This is a genomic window from Roseburia sp. AF25-13LB (assembly GCF_003478915.1).
Classification (GTDB): domain Bacteria; phylum Bacillota; class Clostridia; order Lachnospirales; family Lachnospiraceae; genus Roseburia_C; species Roseburia_C amylophila.
On the sequence record NZ_QUFO01000005.1, the window covers coordinates 82,537 to 100,332 of the forward strand.

Consider the following 17,796-nt stretch of genomic DNA (forward strand, 5'->3'; position numbering starts at 1 on the left):
GAATGGAAGAGAAAAGCTATGTAGAAGATATCGACAGAAGCATATATGATATCCGGGATGATGAGAAGGATGCTTATAAGCTGAAAGAAGGTCTTACTTCTGAAATCGTAGAGCAGATATCAAAAGAGAAAAATGACCCCGTCTGGATGCAGAATTTCCGTTTACAGTCTTTACAGATTTACAATGAAATGGAAGTGCCAGACTGGGGACCATCGATTGAAGGACTGGATATGGAGCATATCGTAACCTATGTCCGCCCAAACACAAGGATGAAGGGAAAATGGTCTGAGGTGCCAAAGGACATTAAAGATACCTTTGAACGTCTTGGAATTCCACAGGCAGAGAGAAAGTCACTGGCAGGTGTTGGCGCACAGTATGATTCCGAACTGGTTTATCATAATGTAAGAGAAGAAGTTGCCGCACAGGGCGTTATTTATACGGATTTGGAAAGTGCAATGCATGGTGAATATGCAGATATGATACAGAAGCACTTTATGAAGCTGGTAAAACCAAATGACCACAAATTTGCAGCATTGCACGGTGCAGTCTGGTCCGGCGGTTCTTTCGTTTATGTGCCAAAGGGTGTGGACGTAGAGATTCCGCTGCAGTCCTATTTCCGACTGAATGCAAAAGGTGCCGGACAGTTTGAACACACATTGATTATCGTAGATGAGGGAGCATCTCTTCATTTCATCGAAGGATGTTCTGCACCAAAATATAATGTGGCCAATCTGCATGCAGGATGCGTGGAATTGTATGTTGGCAAGAATGCAAAACTTCGTTATTCCACCATCGAGAACTGGTCAAAGAATATGTATAACTTAAATACCAAGCGGGCACTGGTAGAAGAGGGCGGAACCATTGAATGGGTATCCGGTTCCTTCGGTTCCCATGTATCTTATCTGTATCCGATGAGTGTCTTAAAAGGAAAGGGTGCCCGCATGGAATTTACCGGTGTAACTTTTGCAGGAAAAGGACAGAACCTTGATACCGGAGCCAAAGTGGTACACTGCGCACCGGACACCAGCTCCTATATGAATACCCGTTCCATTTCCAAGGATGGTGGTATCAGTACTTTCCGTAGTTCCGTTGTGGTAACGAAGGAAGCGAAAGGCACGAAGTCAGCAGTATCCTGTCAGTCTCTGATGTTAGATTCTGAGTCCCGTTCCGATACCATTCCGGCAATGGACATCCGTACCAAGGATGCTAATGTGGGACATGAAGCCCAGATTGGAAGCATCAGTGATGAAGCAATTTTTTATCTTATGTCAAGAGGCATGAGCGAAGAGGACGCAAGAGCCTGCATCGTCAGCGGATTTGCGGATAATGTTTCCAAGGAACTGCCTTTAGAGTACGCACTGGAAATGAACAATTTGATTCGCCTTGAGATGAAGGGCAGCATAGGATAGCAGAAGGGATGTGGAAAGAGCATGGAACAAAATGTAAGTATGAAAATCAATGAATTGCCTTCTCCTACCTGGAACTGGCTGAAGGTAAATGAAACTCCGATAAAATGGAGCAATAAGATAGAACCTTGTGAGATTGCAGCAGAGGGAGATGTAGTAGCTACTGAAACAGAGCAGCTTTCGGACATTGAAACCGGTGCCGGAAGAGAAGCAGATGCAATCTTTACAACAGAAAATACTGCAAAATATCAGATTCTTGCAGATAATGCAGGACAGGATAAAACCGTAAGACTGCACATTTCCGGCAAAAAAGATGCACATACGGCAGGCTGTGTAGAGATAGTTGCAAAAGAAAACAGTACACTTACTGTTGTGATGGACAGCCGTGTGGCTCCGGATGCCACAAAAGAGGAAGACAGTACCGCAGAAGCATCTCTGGCAGTCCGTGTCAGAATGAAAGTCGAGAGCGGTGCATCTGTAAGATTAGTTCAGGTTCAGATGCCGCAGGAGCATGAGACTTTATTAAGTGATATAGGCGGCAATTTAATTGGCGAAGGAGCAAAGGTGGAATATATCCAGTTGTTCCTTGGAAAAGGAAATCTCTATTCCGGATGCCGCATGGATTTGAATGGAAAAGAAAGTAATTTTGCCACAGAGACCGGATATCTTGGTCAGGCACAGCAGATTTTAGACTATAATATGGTAGCCAATCATTTTGGCGAGAAAACCATGAGCTATATTAATTCTGACGGAGCTCTTCGCGGACAGGCACATAAGGTTTTCCGCGGAACCATTGATTTCAAACGTGGTTCCTCCGGCGCAGAAGGACAGGAAGAGGAAAGCGTACTTCTGCTGGGTGATGATGTGGAAAATAAGACCATTCCGCTGATTTTATGTGCACAGGAAGACGTAAAAGGAAATCACGGAGCAACCATTGGAGAATTAGATGAAGATACCATGTTCTATTTTGGGGCAAGAGGTATTGATAAGGAAGCTGCAGAACGTATTGTGACAGGTGCAAAATTGGAGCATATCTGTGATTTGATGAAGGATGAAGTAACAGAAAAAATTGCGAAGGAAGCGCTGGAAGAGGTGATTTAGGATGTACGATTTTAAGAAGGATTTTCCTCTTTTTAAAGACCGGGATGTCATCTATCTTGACAATGCGGCAACCGCACAGAAGCCGGCATGCGTCATTGAGGCGGAAAAGGAATTTTATGAAAAACATAATGCCAATCCGCTGCGTGGATTCTATCCTTTGAGCCTGGAAGCAACCGATGCCTATGAGGCAGCGAGAAAAACAGTTCAGCAGTTTATCCATGCTGCATCTGAGACAGAAATTATATTTACCAGAAATACCACAGAGAGCCTGAATTTAGTAGCGTACAGCTATGGCTTAAATAATCTTTGTCCGGAGGACGAAATTGTGGTTTCCATTATGGAACATCACAGCAATATGCTGCCGTGGCAGATGGTGGCAAAACAGACCGGCGCAAAGCTTATTTATCTGGAATGTGAAAAGGACGGTAGTTTAAGCGAAGCAAAGCTAGACGAAGCTTTCTCCGATAAAACAAGACTGGTGGCAATCACACAGGTGTCCAATGTGCTGGGACGTCCAACACCGGTAGAGGAAATTGTGCGAAGAGCAAGAAAGAGCAATGCGGTAGTCGTGCTGGATGCCGCCCAGAGCTCCCCACATATGCCGATTGATGTGCAGAAGTTGGATGTGGATTTTCTGGCATTTTCCGGTCACAAGTTAATGGGACCGATGGGAATCGGTGTCTTATATGGAAAGAAAAAACTTTTAAAGGCAATGCCGCCATTCCTTACCGGAGGAGAAATGATAGATTCTGTAACAAGAGACGGTGCAAAATATGCAGAGCTTCCGCACAAGTTTGAGGCAGGAACCGTCAATGCAGCAGGCGCAGTGGGACTGGCTGCCGCCATTGATTATATTAACAAAATCGGTTTTGAAACCATGCAGGAGCGTGAACTTGCACTTACGAAAAAAGCCTTGGAAGGACTGAAAGCAATTCCGAAGGTTCATGTGCTGGGTTCGGAACTGGCAGAAGAACATACCGGAATCCTGACATTTACCATTGAAGACGTGCATCCGCATGATGTCAGTGCGGTATTGGAATCCGACGGTGTGGCTGTCCGTGCAGGACATCATTGTGCACAGCCGCTGTTAGAGTATCTGGGCGTCCGCTCCGCTACAAGAGCAAGCCTGATGTTTTACAATACAGAAGAAGAAGTCGATGCGCTGGTGAAAAGCGTAGCAGGAGTCAGAAGGAGAATGGGATATGGAGAGTAGAAGTTTTTATAATGAAATCCTTACCGAACACAATATTCACCCGGAGTTCAAGCATGACCTTCCAGATGCCGACCTGGTGTTGGAAGGCGTGAATCCAAACTGCGGGGATGACATTTTTTTAAAATTAAAATTAGATGGTGATGAAATCGTAGACGGTGCATTTGTAGGAGATGGCTGTGCTATTTCCCAGGCATCTGCCGATATTATGCTGGGCATGATTGTCGGAAAGAAGAAAGAGGAAGCGCTGCATTTAGGAGAATTATTCTTAAAAATGATAAAAGGAGAAGCTTCGGATGAAGAAATTGACGAGCTGGAAGAAGCTTCGGCATTAAAGGATATTTCCCATATGCCGGCAAGAGTAAAGTGCGCCGTATTAGGCTGGCATACCTTAGAAGAAATGTTAAATGATGAAGCTTGACAAAATGGTTAGTCTATACTAACATAACGAGTGTTATGGGTGAGAATGAAAGAAATAGAGAACAGACAAGATTACGTTTCATCAAAGCAGGAAAAGCAGAATTTTTAGAAAAGGGTTATACGCAGGCGTGTCTTAGGGACATCTGCAAGCGGGCAAATGTGACCACCGGAGCCTTTTACTTTTCCTTTGCCAATAAGGAAGCATTGCTTCATGCAATCTTAGGACCGGCAGTGGAACAGTATCAGAAGCTGATGCAGGAATTATATGTAAGAGAGGCAGCAAATCCTGAGACAGCAATCGAAAATGACAGGATGCCTTCTGGATGTAAATCTGGAGGGTGTCCTTTTTTCTTTACCATAACAGAATATAACTTTTGTTATGGTGCGAAAGGAGAGCACACATGAAGAAAATTGAAATGACCGGAGTACCGGAAACCATGATTCAGACACTCTATGCAAGAGCCATGGAGTCTGAAAGAGAGGGACATCTTATCTATGATAAGAAGGCAATGGAAATCGTAAAAGAGATGGACTATGATTTCACAAAGGCAAAGGAAGATGCCATGATGCAAAATGGCGTTGTGGCACGAACCATTGTACTGGATGAACTGGTACAAAACTATGTCACAGCACATCCGAATGCTGTTGTAATTAATATTGCCTGTGGTCTGGATACCAGATTTTATCGGGTAGATAACGGGAAATTACGCTGGTTTAATCTGGACTTGCCAGTGACCATAGAAGTGCGTAAAAAATTCTTAGAAGAAACTGGGCGGGTATCCGTCCTTCCTTATTCTGCGATGGATGAGGCGTGGGCAGAAGAGGTTCATAAGACACTTGATGCTGAGACCGATTTACACAATGAAACACGTCCGACTCTTGTGATTATCGAAGGGCTGACCATGTATCTTTCCAAGGAGAATGTGCAGAAGATATTTACAATTATCCGAAAACATTTTACCGATGCAACTGTACTGGTGGAAACCATGTCTCCATTTGTAGTAAAACACATCAAAGAAAAATCCATAGAAGCCAGCAAAGCGAAATTTACCTGGGGTGTAAAGAACGGACGCATACTGGCAAAAGAATTGCCGGGTTTTGAACCGGTAAAGGACGTAAGCCTGGTGGAGGGTATGAAAAAGCTCTATCCAATCTATGGAATAATTGGGAAAATACCGGCAGTCCGCAACATATCGAACCAAATCATAGAGTTAAAAGAAGTGTGATATTTTTGAAGCCTAATAGTAGAATTTTGAAAATCGAATTCTGGTATACAGCAAACTATCTGTGCGGGTCATTCGTCGGCAAGCCTTGTAAGGGCTGTTAGGGGTACTTGGAATTTCCTATACAATTTAGCAACGCAGGCACAGGGATGTACCTGCGAGGTGCATCTGAGCATGGATGCGAATATGCACCGGTTGCGGGAAGAAAAGGCGTATAGAGGAAATTCTTAGTACCCCTTTCTGCCCTTACGTGGCATTGTCGACGAACGACCTGCACAGATAATTTAGTCTATACCAGAATACGCTTGCAAAATAAGGATTGTTAGAAAAAGAAAGATAGTGTATAATGTTATCGGCAATAAAGCAGGGCATACAAGAGAGAAAAGAGGAGTTGGGCGAGGATACCGGTTTGAGAAGAAAAACTTTGCAGATAGCAGGGCTGACAATATTATTGTTTGGAATGATTTGCAGCGGATGCCGGCAGAAGACGGCAGTAAATGCAGAACAGAAAGACAGTGAACAAATAGAATATGCAGCAACAGAATCTACAGAAACAGCTTCGGAATCAGAGAAGCAGGAGACGAAGAAGCTGGTAATAGAAGATCTGGATGATGCATACGAGGCATTATTAGATTCCTGCAGTAAAGAGTTTATCGGGGATTACCGGATTGATGAGAGCTTTCTGAACTGGATTTATGCCAACTACGGAAAAGATGCAGTGCTTAATATTGCAAAAGAGTCCCAGGAAGAACAGGATGTAAATATCTGGTATAAAGAGACCGGAAATTCGATTCATGTGTTGTGGCTTCTTTATTGTCAGGCAACAGGAATGAATGAAGAGGATCTGCAGCAGGTTTACTGGAAAACATGCAATTCGCCAGATGAGATCGTGCTGGATTTTACCGGCGATATTAATTTCGCAGAAGGCTGGGGCACGACAGAGCATATGGACGGGCAGCCAAATGGAATCTATGACTGTTTTTCTGCTGATTTGTTACAGGAAATGAATGACGCTGACATAATGATGATAAACAATGAGTTCACCTACAGTACAAGGGGGGAACCTTTAGCTGGCAAGGATTATACTTTCCGGGCAGATCCAAAGCGTGTCGACTTGTTAGAAACATTTGGAACAGATATTGTCAGTCTTGCCAATAATCATGTCTATGACTATGGCGAAGCTGCATTGATTGATACCATAGATACACTGGAAGAGGCAGGAATTCCGTATGTAGGAGCAGGAAAAGATTTAAAGGATGCCATGCGTCCGGTATATTTTGTGGCAAATGGAAAGAAAATAGCAATTGTATCAGCTACACAGATTGAACGCTCTTTAAATTATACGAAGGAAGCAACTGAGACGACACCGGGCGTGTTAAAGACCTTAAATCCGGACAAGTTTCTGAAAGTAATAGAAGAAGCAAGAGACAACAGCGATTATGTGATTGCTTTTGTACACTGGGGAACAGAAGGAAATAACTATTTTGGTTCTGACCAGGTGGCTCTTGCAAAACAGTTTGTGGAAGCCGGTGTGGATGTCATTATCGGCGGACATACCCATTGCCTGCAGGGCATGGAATATATGGATGGCGTGCCGATTATCTATAGCCTTGGCAATTTCTGGTTTTCGGCGTCAACATTAGATACCGGCTTATCCCAGGTAATCATCCGGGATGACGGAACTATTGATTTCCGGTTTCTGCCGTGTATACAGAAGAATTACAAGACCTCACTGGTGACAGATGAAAGTGAGAAAAGACGTATTTTTGATTTTATGGAATCCCTTTCCGTGGGAATTACCATAGATGATGATGGATATGTGACAGCAACGGAGTAATCCGTTTCAATAGAAGATTTTAAAGAAAAGAGGAAAAAACATGAGTAAAAAACCAACCGTATTGATGATTTTAGATGGTTTTGGTCTGAATGACAAAACTGAGGGTAATGCAGTAGCCCAGGCAAACAAGCCAAACATTGATGCACTGATGAAAGATTATCCATGGGTAAAAGGAAATGCCAGCGGACTTGCCGTAGGACTTCCGGATGGACAGATGGGTAACTCCGAAGTAGGACATATGAACATGGGTGCAGGAAGAATTGTATACCAGGAATTAACCAGAATTACCAAAGAAATCGAAGATGGAGATTTCTTTAAAAACGAAGTATTGCTTGCCGGCATGAAAAATGTAAAAGACAACGGTTCTGCACTTCATTTATATGGATTATTATCCGATGGTGGAGTTCACAGCCACATTACACATTTATTCGGACTTCTGGAAATGGCAAAAAAAGAAGGTTTAGACAAAGTATATGTACACTGCTTCTTAGACGGCCGTGATACCGCACCTACTTCCGGAAAAGGATTTATCGAAGAGCTGGAAGCAAAAATGAAAGAAATCGGTGTTGGTGAAATTGCAACCATCAACGGACGTTACTATGCAATGGACCGTGACAACCGTTGGGATCGTGTAGAAAAAGCATATAAAGCAATTACAGAAGGTGTTGGCGAGACAGCAGACAGCGCTGTTGCAGCAATTGATGCATCTTATGCAAAAGATGTAACAGACGAGTTCGTAGTTCCGACTGTAATTATGAAAAATGGTGCTCCAACTGCAACCGTACAGGATAACGATACCATTATCTTCTTTAACTTCCGTCCTGACCGTGCAAGAGAGATTACCAGAGCATTCTGTGCAGATGAGTTCGACGGATTTGACAGAGGCGCAAGAAAGAACGTAACTTATGTATGTTTCACAGAATACGATGGAACCATTCCAAACAAAACCGTTGCATTCCACAAGGTAGAACTTACCAATACATTTGGACAGTTCCTTGCAGACAATGGCAAGACTCAGGCAAGAATCGCTGAGACTGAGAAATATGCTCATGTAACCTTCTTCTTCAACGGCGGTGTAGAGGAGCCAAACAAAGGTGAAGAAAGAATTCTGGTAAAATCTCCAAAGGTAGCAACCTATGATTTGAAACCGGAAATGAGTGCATACGAAGTATGTGATAAATTAGTAGATGCCATCAAATCTGAAAAATATGATGTAATCATAATCAACTTTGCTAACCCGGATATGGTTGGACATACCGGAGTTCAGGCTGCAGCAATCAAGGCAGTAGAAGCAGTTGATGAGTGCGTAGGCAAAGCTGTTGCAGCATTAAAAGAGGTTGACGGACAGATGTTCATCTGCGCAGACCACGGAAATGCAGAGCAGTTAATCGATTATGAAACAGGCGAACCATTTACAGCACATACTACCAATCCGGTACCATTCATTCTGGTAAATGCAGACCCTGCATACGGTTTAAGAGAGGGTGGATGTCTTGCAGATATCGCTCCTACATTAATCGAGCTGATGGGAATGGAACAGCCAAAAGAAATGACAGGGAAATCTTTGTTAATCAAAAAATAAGACCGTAAGGGCGAAATACTAACTACGAGAAACACGCTTTGCGAGTTCCTCGAGTTATCGCGGTGCTCGCCAAAATCTGCTGAGAAAAGAAGCTCGCTCAGGCAAGCCTGGCTCCTTCTTTTCTCGCAGATTTTTTCTCGCTACTCGCGTAAATAAAAAGATTCTGTATCTCAAGTGTAAGGTACAGAATCTTTTGCTATAGATAAGTATTTTCCGGCACATATATTAATAATACTTATAAATAGAAAATATTAGACAAAAAAACTAATAAATTTCGCTCATTTTTCTATATGGGGCAAAAGGCGCACTTCGCCCAAATTCATTGACTTTCTAAAAGGCACTGTATTATAATTTTCCAGTAGTGTTTTTTATCACAACAAAAATTTGCGAAAGCATAAAATGGAGGACAAAAGCAGTATGCAGGAATTTAAACCATTTAAAGAAGGAAAAGTAAGAGAAGTATATGATAATGGAGAAAGCCTTATCATTGTTGCAACAGACAGAATTTCAGCGTTTGACCATATTTTAAAGAACAAGGTTACCAATAAGGGCGCAATTCTGACACAGATGTCCAGATTCTGGTTCGATTTTACAAAGGATATCGTGCCAAACCATATGCTTTCCGTTGATGTAAAAGATATGCCGGAATTTTTCCAGAATGAGAAATATGATGGCAACAGCATGATGTGCAAGAAACTGGAAATGATTCCAATCGAATGTATTGTTCGTGGATATATTACCGGAAGTGGCTGGGCAAGCTACAAAGAGAACGGAACCGTCTGCGGAATCAAATTACCGGAAGGACTTGTAGAATCCGATAAATTACCTGAGCCGATTTACACACCAAGTACCAAAGCTGAGATTGGTGACCATGACGAGAATATTTCTTTTGAACAGAGTATTGACGTATTAGAGAAAGCATTCCCGGGCAAGGGTGCTGAGTACGCAGAAAAGATTAAAGAATATACCATCGCACTTTACAAGAAATGTGCGGAATATGCATTAAGCAAAGGAATCATCATTGCAGATACCAAGTTTGAATTTGGTCTCGATGAGAATGGAAATGTAGTTTTAGGTGATGAGATGCTGACACCGGACAGCTCCCGTTTCTGGCCATTAGAAGGATATAAACCGGGACAGGGACAGCCTTCTTATGACAAACAGTTTGTAAGAGACTGGTTAAAAGCAAATCCAGACAGTGATTATCTCCTTCCGGATGAAGTAATCGAGAAGACAATTGAGAAATACGAAGAAGCATTTGAATTACTGACCGGTAAGAAATTTGCTTAAAAATATAGTCAGGAGAACCCTATGAATAACAATGAATTAAAGGAAAGCCCATGGGACGGACTGCATGAAGAATGTGGCGTCTTCGGCATGTATGATTTTGACGGAAATGATGTGGCTTCCAGTATTTATTATGGTCTGTTTGCATTACAGCACAGAGGACAGGAGAGCTGTGGTATTGCAGTAAGTGAGACAAACGGACCGAAGGGAAAAGTTACTTCCTATAAAGATATGGGACTGGTAAACGAAGTATTTACCGGAAAACAGTTAGAAGCAATGAAAGGTGATATCGGAGTCGGTCATGTCCGCTATTCCACCGCAGGTTCCTCCACCCGTGAGAATGCACAGCCGCTGGTATTGAATTATGTAAAAGGTACGCTGGCATTGGCACACAACGGAAACCTCATCAATGCGAAGGAGCTTCGCAAAGATTTGGAATATACCGGAGCAATTTTCCAGACCACCATTGATTCTGAGGTAATTGCTTACCACATTGCAAGAGAGCGTCTGAATTCCAAGACAGCCGAGGAAGCAGTACGCAGAGCCTGCCAGAAGTTAAAAGGAGCTTATGCTCTGGTTGTAGCCAGCCCTCGTAAGCTGATTGGCGCAAGAGACCCATATGGCTTCAAACCCCTTGTAATCGGAAAACGTGACAATGCTTATATCATTACTTCTGAGACCTGTGCCTTGGAGACCATTGATGCGGAGTATGTCAGAGACGTATTGCCGGGAGAAGTGGTAACAATTTCACCGGAAGGCGGCATTCAGTCTGATATGACTATGTGTCTTCCAAAAGAACAGGAAGCACGTTGTATTTTTGAATACATATATTTTGCGAGACCGGACAGCCATATTGACGGGGTCAGCGTTTATGCATCCCGTATCCAGGCAGGACGTTTCCTTGCAATGGATTCACCGGTAGATGCAGACCTGGTAGTAGGAGTACCGGAGTCAGGAAATGCAGCAGCTCAGGGTTATGCCCTGCAGTCCGGAATTCCATATGGAACTGCTTTTGTAAAAAATGGTTATGTGGGACGAACCTTCATCAAACCGAAGCAGAGCAGCAGAGAATCCAGCGTAAGAGTAAAATTAAATGTACTTGCAGAATCAGTCCGTGGCAAGCGTGTTATTATGATTGACGATTCCATCGTGCGTGGAACCACATCTGACCGTATTGTAAATATGTTAAAAGAAGCTGGTGCCACAGAAGTGCATGTAAGAATCAGTTCTCCGCCATTCTTATGGCCATGTTATTTTGGAACAGATATTCCGGAACGGGAGCAGCTGATCGCATATAACCGCACCATAGAAGATATTCGCAAAATCATCGGAGCAGATTCATTAGGTTATTTAAAGATAGAGCGTTTAGAGCAGCTGGTTGGAGGGCTTCCAATCTGTAAAGGATGCTTTACTGGAAAATATCCAATGGAGCCGCCAAAAGAGGATATCCGTGGTGACTATGAGCGATAAGCAGACTGGCACAGCGGCTAATTCTTATAGCCGTACCGGCTGTCATGCTTGCATGAACCAGCCGGTATGGCTGTAAGGATTGTACGGTGCACGAAGGTGCAACGGACAACGAGGAAGCGAAGCTTCCGAGTGGAGCGAAACTTTTGAGTGGAGCTGAGTCTGCAATTATGAATATAAAAAATAAAAAGGAGCACACATATGAGTACTGATAGATATAACAGTCCATTATCTGAGCGTTATGCAAGCAAGGAAATGCAGTATATTTTTTCTCCGGACATGAAATTCCGTACCTGGAGAAGACTCTGGATTGCATTAGCAGAGACCGAGAAAGAACTGGGACTTGATATTACCCAGGAACAGATTGATGAATTAAAAGCACACAAGGATGACATCAACTATGATGTGGCAAAGGCAAGAGAAAAAGAAGTCCGTCATGATGTTATGTCCCATGTATATGCTTACGGCGTACAGTGTCCGAAAGCAAAAGGAATCATCCATTTAGGAGCAACCTCCTGCTACGTTGGAGATAATACTGATATCATCATTATGTCAGAGGCATTAAAACTGGTTCGTAAGAAATTAGTAAATGTCATTGCAGAACTGGCAAAATTTGCAGATAAATATAAGAATCAGCCGACACTGGCATTTACCCATTTCCAGCCGGCACAGCCTACAACCGTAGGAAAACGTGCAACACTGTGGTGCCAGGAATTCATTATGGATTTGGAAGACCTAGATTATGTATTAGGCAGCCTGAAGCTTTTAGGCTCTAAAGGAACCACAGGAACACAGGCAAGCTTCCAGGAGCTTTTTGATGGGGACCAGGAAACCATTGATAAGATTGATCCGATGATTGCACAGAAAATGGGATTCAAAGAATGCTATGCAGTATCCGGACAGACCTATTCCAGAAAAGTGGATACCAGAGTAGCAAATATTTTAGCAGGCATTGCAGCAAGTGCACATAAAATGTCTAACGACATCCGTCTGCTGCAGCACCTGAAAGAAGTAGAAGAACCATTTGAGAAGAGCCAGATTGGTTCCTCTGCAATGGCCTATAAGAGAAATCCGATGCGTAGTGAACGTATTGCATCTCTTTCCCGTTATGTCATGATTGATGCATTGAATCCGGCAATTACATCCGCAACCCAGTGGTTTGAAAGAACTCTGGATGATTCTGCCAACAAGCGTCTTTCTATTCCAGAGGGATTCCTTGCAATCGATGGAATCTTAGACCTTTGCTTAAATGTGGTAGATGGACTTGTAGTATATGAGAAAGTTATTTACAAACATATGATGAGCGAACTTCCGTTTATGGCAACCGAAAATATTATGATGGATGCTGTAAAAGCTGGTGGCGACCGTCAGGAATTACATGAGAAGATTCGTGTACTTTCCATGGAAGCAGGCAAAAATGTAAAACAGGAGGGTAAAGAGAACAATCTTCTTGAGCTGATTGCAGCAGAACCTGCATTCCATACAACCTTAGAAGAGTTGAAGCAGAATATGGACCCTGCAAAATATGTGGGAAGAGCACCAATTCAGGTAGATGCTTTCTTAAAGAATGTGGTACAGCCAATTTTGGATGACAATAAAGAGATTCTTGGTATGACAGCTGAGATTAACGTATAATCGAATTGTTTCGAAAGAATAAAAAATCTTCTTTTGGAGATACTGAACTATTAATTCAGAATATTTTCAAAAGGAGATTTTTTTTATGGCTGTAAAAATGACGATTACACGAATTCATGCAAGAGAAATATTAGATTCCAGAGGAAATCCCACAATAGAAACAGAAGTAACTGTGGAGACAGAGACAACCGGAAAGAAGTCGACTGCCCGGGCGGCAGCACCTTCCGGAGCCAGTACAGGAGAATTTGAAGCCATTGAATTAAGAGACGGCGGCGAGCGTTATGGTGGAAATGGTGTGCAGCAGGCGGTAGAAAATGTAAATACAAGAATTGCAAAAGCACTGATAGGCAGAAACGTATTGCGGCAGGAAAATTTAGATGCGCTGATGCTGGAGCTGGATGGAACAGAAAATAAAGGAAAGCTTGGTGCCAATGCAATCTTAAGTGTGTCCTTAGCTTGTGCCAAAGCAGCAGCAAAAGCATTGCAGATGCCGCTTTACCGCTATGTGGGCGGCGTAAATGCAGTAACAATTCCGGTGCCGATGATGAATATTTTAAATGGCGGTGCACATTCCGATAACAATCTGGATGTTCAGGAATTTATGATACTTCCAATTGGAGCCGACAGCATTACGGAAGGAATCCGCTGGTGTGCAGAAGTCTATCATCATTTGAAAAAAATATTAAAGAACCGTGGACTGTCTGTGGCAGTGGGAGATGAAGGCGGTTTTGCCCCAGACATTACAAATGAGGAGGAAGCAATCCAGCTTATTATGGAAGCCATTACCAAAGCAGGGTACAGCTGCGGCAGAGGCAAACAGTTTATGATTTCTCTGGATGCGGCTGCCAGTGAATGGAAAGGCAATGCACCGGGAGAATATTATCTGCCAAAATCCGGCAAGCGTTATACCACGGATGAACTGATTGTTCATTGGGAAAAGATGATTCGCCGTTTCCCGATTTATTCCATTGAAGACCCGTTGGACGAAGAGGATTGGGATGGCTGGAAACGTCTGACAGAAAAAGTGGGAGATAAAGTGATTCTGGTAGGCGATGATTTATTTGTTACGAATCCGGTGCGCCTGAATAAAGGAATTTCCATGGGATGCGGTAATGCGATTTTGATTAAGCCAAACCAGATTGGAACGCTCTCAGAAACTATGGAAGCCATCCGCATGGCAAAAGAACATGGTTATGAGACCATCATGTCCCACCGGAGCGGCGAGACCGAGGATACGACCATAGCGGATTTGTCAGTAGGGCTTGGCAGTGATCTGATTAAAACCGGAGCACCGTGCCGTGGCGAGCGGACGGCAAAATATAATCGTCTGATTCGGATCGAAGAATCGTAATAGATTTCAGCAAAAATTTCAATACAAATGCGAAATAAGTGGTTGTAATTTGTCCTTGTGTATGATATACTGTCAAAGTTACGAGTATTATAAATCCACAGGAGGTGTCATTCGTGGCAGTTTTAAAAACGGTTTTAACAGTTGTATTTATTATTATATCTATCGCATTGACAGTAATTATTCTTCTTCAGGAAGGTAAGTCTGCAGGACTTGGAGCAATCAGCGGAGCAGCTGATACTTATTGGGGCAAGAATAAAGGTCGTTCTATGGAAGGAATGTTGGTAAAGGTAACCAGAGTACTGGTAATCCTATTCCTGTTAATTTCCATCGTACTGAATATTGGAAGTTTCTAAGAACCAAAGAGCTGTCGTGTGAACGACAGCTTTTTTTACTTTACAGGAATTGCTTTCCTGTAAAGTAAAAAAGCTCCGCGAGGATGCACACTGCGGTGTATAAGGTAGATGCCGCAGGCGACCGCCGCAAGTGACCGCCGCAGGCGCAAGAAAAGTGTAAAGCAGTTTCTTGAAGTTATGTGAGCAGCAAGAAAAAATAGGAAAGAAAAGAATGGATAGAGAAGCACTGGAAAAAAGAAAGAAAATTGTATATGAGTTTATCTGTGATGACTTATATGTCCCGATGAAAGCCAAAGAGATTGCAATGATTCTGCAGGTATCCAAAGAGCAGCGGGAAGAGCTGCATGCGGTTTTGGATGCTTTGCTGGAAGAAGGCAAGGTAGAGCTGACCCAGAAGGGCAAATATGTAAAGGCTTCCGGAAGATTCTTAACCGGTGTTTATACCGGAAACAGCAGAGGCTTTGGCTTTGTGACGGTAGAGGGTGAAGAGGAAGATATCTATATCCCGGAGGAGAATACCAACGGAGCCATGCATATGGACACTGTATCTGTTGCAGTAAATCCGCAGAAGACCGGAAAACGCCGGGAAGGCAGAATTATAAAAATTATATCCAGAGGTCTGCATCAGATTGTCGGAACTTATCAGAGCAGTAAGAACTTCGGATTTGTGGTGCCGGATAACCAGAAGCTGGCGCAGGATATTTTTATTCCAATCGAACGTTCCAAAGGAGCAGTAGATGGACACAAAGTTGTCGTTGAGATTACTGATTATGGTAAAAACGGTAAGAAACCGGAAGGAAAAATTGTTGAAATACTTGGTCATATCAATGACCCGGGAACAGATATTTTATCCATTGTAAGAGGCTTTGACCTGCCGACAGAATTTGCACCGAAGATTATGAAACAGGTGGAAAATGTAGCTAAAGAAGTCAGTGAGGCTGATATGGCAGGCAGGGAAGATTTGCGGGACTGGCAGATGGTGACAATTGATGGAGAAGACTCCAAAGATTTGGATGATGCGGTATCCCTTACCATGAATGGAGAAAATTATATTCTGGGCGTTCACATTGCAGATGTGTCCAATTATGTGCAGGAGCACAGCGCATTGGATGTAGAGGCACTGAACCGCGGAACCAGTGTATATCTCGTTGACCGCGTGATTCCGATGCTGCCCCATGCATTGTCCAATGGAATCTGTTCCCTGAATGCAGGAGAGAACCGGCTGGCATTGAGCTGCATCATGACCATTAACCCCAAGGGCAAAGTCATTGACCATAAAATTGTAGAGTCGGTGGTAAAAATTGACCGCAGAATGACTTATACAGCAGTAAAAGAAATTTTAGAAGACCATAACGAAGAAACAATTGCAGAGTATCGGGAACTGGTTCCGATGTTTGAAAAAATGGGAGAGCTGGCAGCACTGCTTCGTAAGAATCGTATGAAACGCGGCTCGATTGATTTTGATTTCCCGGAAACGAAAATCCTTTTGGATAAAAATGGAAGACCATTGGAAATCAAGCCATACGACAGAAATACAGCTACGAAATTAATTGAAGATTTCATGCTGATTGCCAATGAGACGGTGGCGCAGGAATTTTTCTGGCAGGAGATACCATTTCTCTATCGTACCCATGAGACACCGGACGAAGAAAAAATCCGAAAACTTGCAACGTTAATTGGAAATTTCGGATATACACTGCATATCAGCCAGGAGGAAATTCACCCGAAGGAATTGCAGAAGCTGTTAGGAAAAATCGAAGGAACACCGGAGGAAGCATTAATCAGCCGGCTGACCCTCCGTTCCATGAAACAGGCAAAATATACCACAGAAAACACCGGACATTTCGGACTGGCAGCAAGCTGTTATTGCCATTTTACATCGCCGATTCGTCGTTATCCTGATTTACAGATACACCGTATTATCAAGGAAACATTGCGGGGCAGGATGAATCATAAGCGGATGGCGCATTATGAAACGATTCTGCCGGAAGTAGCCAAGCATTCCAGCGAGACAGAACGTCGGGCAGATGAGGCAGAGCGTGAGACTGAGAAGCTGAAAAAAGCACAGTATATGGCAGAGCATATCGGAGAAGTCTATGAAGGCGTTATTTCAGGGGTGGCATCCTATGGAATGTATGTCGAGCTGCCAAATACGGTAGAGGGTCTTGTGCATGTAACCAGTCTTACCGATGATTACTATCAGTATTTTGAAGACACTTTTGAACTGGTTGGCGAAGTAACGAACCGCCATTATAAGCTGGGACAGAAAGTATATATCCGGGTAATCGGTGTGGATGAGATTGTAAGAACCATCGATTTTGAATTGACAGAGGCAACAGGAACAGGAGAAATGAAGAATGGGAAAAGAATCGATTAAGATGATTGCCAATAATAAGAAGGCAAGACATGATTATTTCTTGGAAGAACTTTATGAGGCAGGAATCAGCCTGCATGGAACAGAAGTAAAATCACTCCGTATGGGAAAATGCAGTATCAAGGAGTCTTTCATACACATTGAACATGGGGAAGTCATCATATATGGTATGCATATCAGCCCATATGAAAAGGGAAACATTTTTAACCGTGATCCGCTTCGTCCGAAGAAGCTTCTGATGCACAAAAACGAGATTCGTAAATTAGAGCAGAAGATTAAGGAAAAAGGTTATACCATTGTTCCGGTGGAAGTATATTTCAAGGGAAGTCTGGTAAAAGTCCAGATTGCGCTTGCAAAAGGTAAGAAGCTTTATGATAAGCGGAATGATATTGCAAAGAAGGATATGCGCCGTGAAGCAGAGCGGGATTTCAAAGTAAGAAATCTTGGTTAATAGGCGGATAAAAATTGTCAGTTAATGGCAATACAAACAGTGGTTCTATCTTTGCCTCTTGCAGGAATAGCGGAGGCAGGTTATAATAGAATAAATATA

15 protein-coding genes are annotated in these 17,796 nt (G+C 43.0%); all 15 read left to right on the forward strand.

Annotated features, from left to right (window positions below; genetic code table 11):
• The first annotated feature begins 2 nt into the window (after positions 1–2).
• The 15 genes from sufB to smpB all read left to right on the forward strand — a co-directional run bounded on the left by sufB (position 3) and on the right by smpB (position 17,697).
• Complete coding sequence (gene sufB / locus DWY37_RS08880; RefSeq protein WP_118541368.1) at positions 3–1,409, forward strand: Fe-S cluster assembly protein SufB; 1,407 nt, start codon at positions 3–5, stop codon at positions 1,407–1,409.
• Between the two features lie 21 nt (positions 1,410–1,430).
• Positions 1,431–2,507 (forward strand): SufB/SufD family protein, encoded by a 1,077-nt coding sequence (locus DWY37_RS08885; protein WP_118541366.1) that lies wholly within the window; start codon positions 1,431–1,433, stop codon positions 2,505–2,507.
• A 1-nt stretch (position 2,508) separates the two neighbouring features.
• Positions 2,509–3,720, forward strand: a complete 1,212-nt coding sequence (locus DWY37_RS08890) for an aminotransferase class V-fold PLP-dependent enzyme (RefSeq protein WP_118544491.1) — start codon at positions 2,509–2,511, stop codon at positions 3,718–3,720.
• A complete protein-coding gene (sufU, locus tag DWY37_RS08895) occupies positions 3,710–4,138 on the forward strand; it encodes a Fe-S cluster assembly sulfur transfer protein SufU (RefSeq protein ID WP_117696924.1) in 429 nt (142 codons plus the stop codon). The genes DWY37_RS08890 and sufU overlap by 11 nt, the downstream gene beginning before the upstream one ends.
• Positions 4,139–4,173: 35 nt before the next feature.
• On the forward strand, positions 4,174–4,542 hold the full coding sequence (locus DWY37_RS08900; RefSeq protein ID WP_117696926.1) for a TetR/AcrR family transcriptional regulator: 369 nt from the start codon (positions 4,174–4,176) through the stop codon (positions 4,540–4,542).
• A complete protein-coding gene (locus tag DWY37_RS08905) occupies positions 4,539–5,363 on the forward strand; it encodes a class I SAM-dependent methyltransferase (RefSeq protein ID WP_117696929.1) in 825 nt (274 codons plus the stop codon). Before DWY37_RS08900 ends, DWY37_RS08905 begins: the two co-directional genes overlap by 4 nt.
• Positions 5,364–5,706: 343 nt before the next feature.
• Positions 5,707–7,197: a CapA family protein gene (locus DWY37_RS08910; RefSeq protein WP_117696932.1), complete on the forward strand. Its 1,491-nt coding sequence runs from the start codon at positions 5,707–5,709 to the stop codon at positions 7,195–7,197.
• 40 nt (positions 7,198–7,237) lie between these two features.
• Positions 7,238–8,779 carry a 2,3-bisphosphoglycerate-independent phosphoglycerate mutase gene (gpmI, locus tag DWY37_RS08915; RefSeq protein WP_117696935.1) on the forward strand — a complete coding sequence of 514 codons (1,542 nt, stop codon included), beginning with the start codon at positions 7,238–7,240 and terminating at the stop codon, positions 8,777–8,779.
• A gap of 417 nt (positions 8,780–9,196) precedes the next feature.
• Positions 9,197–10,069 carry a phosphoribosylaminoimidazolesuccinocarboxamide synthase gene (locus DWY37_RS08920; RefSeq protein ID WP_117696937.1) on the forward strand — a complete coding sequence of 291 codons (873 nt, stop codon included), beginning with the start codon at positions 9,197–9,199 and terminating at the stop codon, positions 10,067–10,069.
• Between the two features lie 21 nt (positions 10,070–10,090).
• Positions 10,091–11,536 (forward strand): amidophosphoribosyltransferase, encoded by a 1,446-nt coding sequence (gene purF / locus DWY37_RS08925; protein ID WP_022242393.1) that lies wholly within the window; start codon positions 10,091–10,093, stop codon positions 11,534–11,536.
• A gap of 198 nt (positions 11,537–11,734) precedes the next feature.
• A complete protein-coding gene (gene purB / locus DWY37_RS08930; RefSeq protein WP_022242392.1) occupies positions 11,735–13,168 on the forward strand; it encodes an adenylosuccinate lyase in 1,434 nt (477 codons plus the stop codon).
• A gap of 85 nt (positions 13,169–13,253) precedes the next feature.
• Positions 13,254–14,519: a phosphopyruvate hydratase gene (gene eno, locus DWY37_RS08935; protein WP_117696939.1), complete on the forward strand. Its 1,266-nt coding sequence runs from the start codon at positions 13,254–13,256 to the stop codon at positions 14,517–14,519.
• Positions 14,520–14,632: 113 nt separating this feature from the next.
• On the forward strand, positions 14,633–14,872 hold the full coding sequence (gene secG / locus DWY37_RS08940; RefSeq protein WP_117696942.1) for a preprotein translocase subunit SecG: 240 nt from the start codon (positions 14,633–14,635) through the stop codon (positions 14,870–14,872).
• 211 nt (positions 14,873–15,083) lie between these two features.
• Positions 15,084–17,249, forward strand: coding sequence for a ribonuclease R (gene rnr, locus DWY37_RS08945; protein ID WP_117696944.1), 2,166 nt, complete (start codon positions 15,084–15,086; stop codon positions 17,247–17,249).
• A complete protein-coding gene (smpB, locus tag DWY37_RS08950; protein WP_022242388.1) occupies positions 17,230–17,697 on the forward strand; it encodes an SsrA-binding protein SmpB in 468 nt (155 codons plus the stop codon). Before rnr ends, smpB begins: the two co-directional genes overlap by 20 nt.
• Positions 17,698–17,796: the final 99 nt, after the last annotated feature.

Bases quoted from the DNA above. Each gene is read 5' to 3' on its own strand.
- DWY37_RS08910 (WP_117696932.1), top strand. From the start codon at position 5,707: ATGTTATCGGCAATAAAGCAGGGCATACAAGAGAGAAAAGAGGAGTTG.
- DWY37_RS08890 (WP_118544491.1), top strand. From the start codon at position 2,509: ATGTACGATTTTAAGAAGGATTTTCCTCTTTTTAAAGACCGGGATGTC.
- purF (WP_022242393.1), top strand. From the start codon at position 10,091: ATGAATAACAATGAATTAAAGGAAAGCCCATGGGACGGACTGCATGAA.
- sufU (WP_117696924.1), top strand. From the start codon at position 3,710: ATGGAGAGTAGAAGTTTTTATAATGAAATCCTTACCGAACACAATATT.
- DWY37_RS08900 (WP_117696926.1), top strand. From the start codon at position 4,174: ATGGGTGAGAATGAAAGAAATAGAGAACAGACAAGATTACGTTTCATC.
- eno (WP_117696939.1), top strand. From the start codon at position 13,254: ATGGCTGTAAAAATGACGATTACACGAATTCATGCAAGAGAAATATTA.
- purB (WP_022242392.1), top strand. From the start codon at position 11,735: ATGAGTACTGATAGATATAACAGTCCATTATCTGAGCGTTATGCAAGC.
- sufB (WP_118541368.1), top strand. From the start codon at position 3: ATGGAAGAGAAAAGCTATGTAGAAGATATCGACAGAAGCATATATGAT.
- DWY37_RS08920 (WP_117696937.1), top strand. From the start codon at position 9,197: ATGCAGGAATTTAAACCATTTAAAGAAGGAAAAGTAAGAGAAGTATAT.
- smpB (WP_022242388.1), top strand. From the start codon at position 17,230: ATGGGAAAAGAATCGATTAAGATGATTGCCAATAATAAGAAGGCAAGA.
- gpmI (WP_117696935.1), top strand. From the start codon at position 7,238: ATGAGTAAAAAACCAACCGTATTGATGATTTTAGATGGTTTTGGTCTG.
- DWY37_RS08905 (WP_117696929.1), top strand. From the start codon at position 4,539: ATGAAGAAAATTGAAATGACCGGAGTACCGGAAACCATGATTCAGACA.
- rnr (WP_117696944.1), top strand. From the start codon at position 15,084: ATGGATAGAGAAGCACTGGAAAAAAGAAAGAAAATTGTATATGAGTTT.
- DWY37_RS08885 (WP_118541366.1), top strand. From the start codon at position 1,431: ATGGAACAAAATGTAAGTATGAAAATCAATGAATTGCCTTCTCCTACC.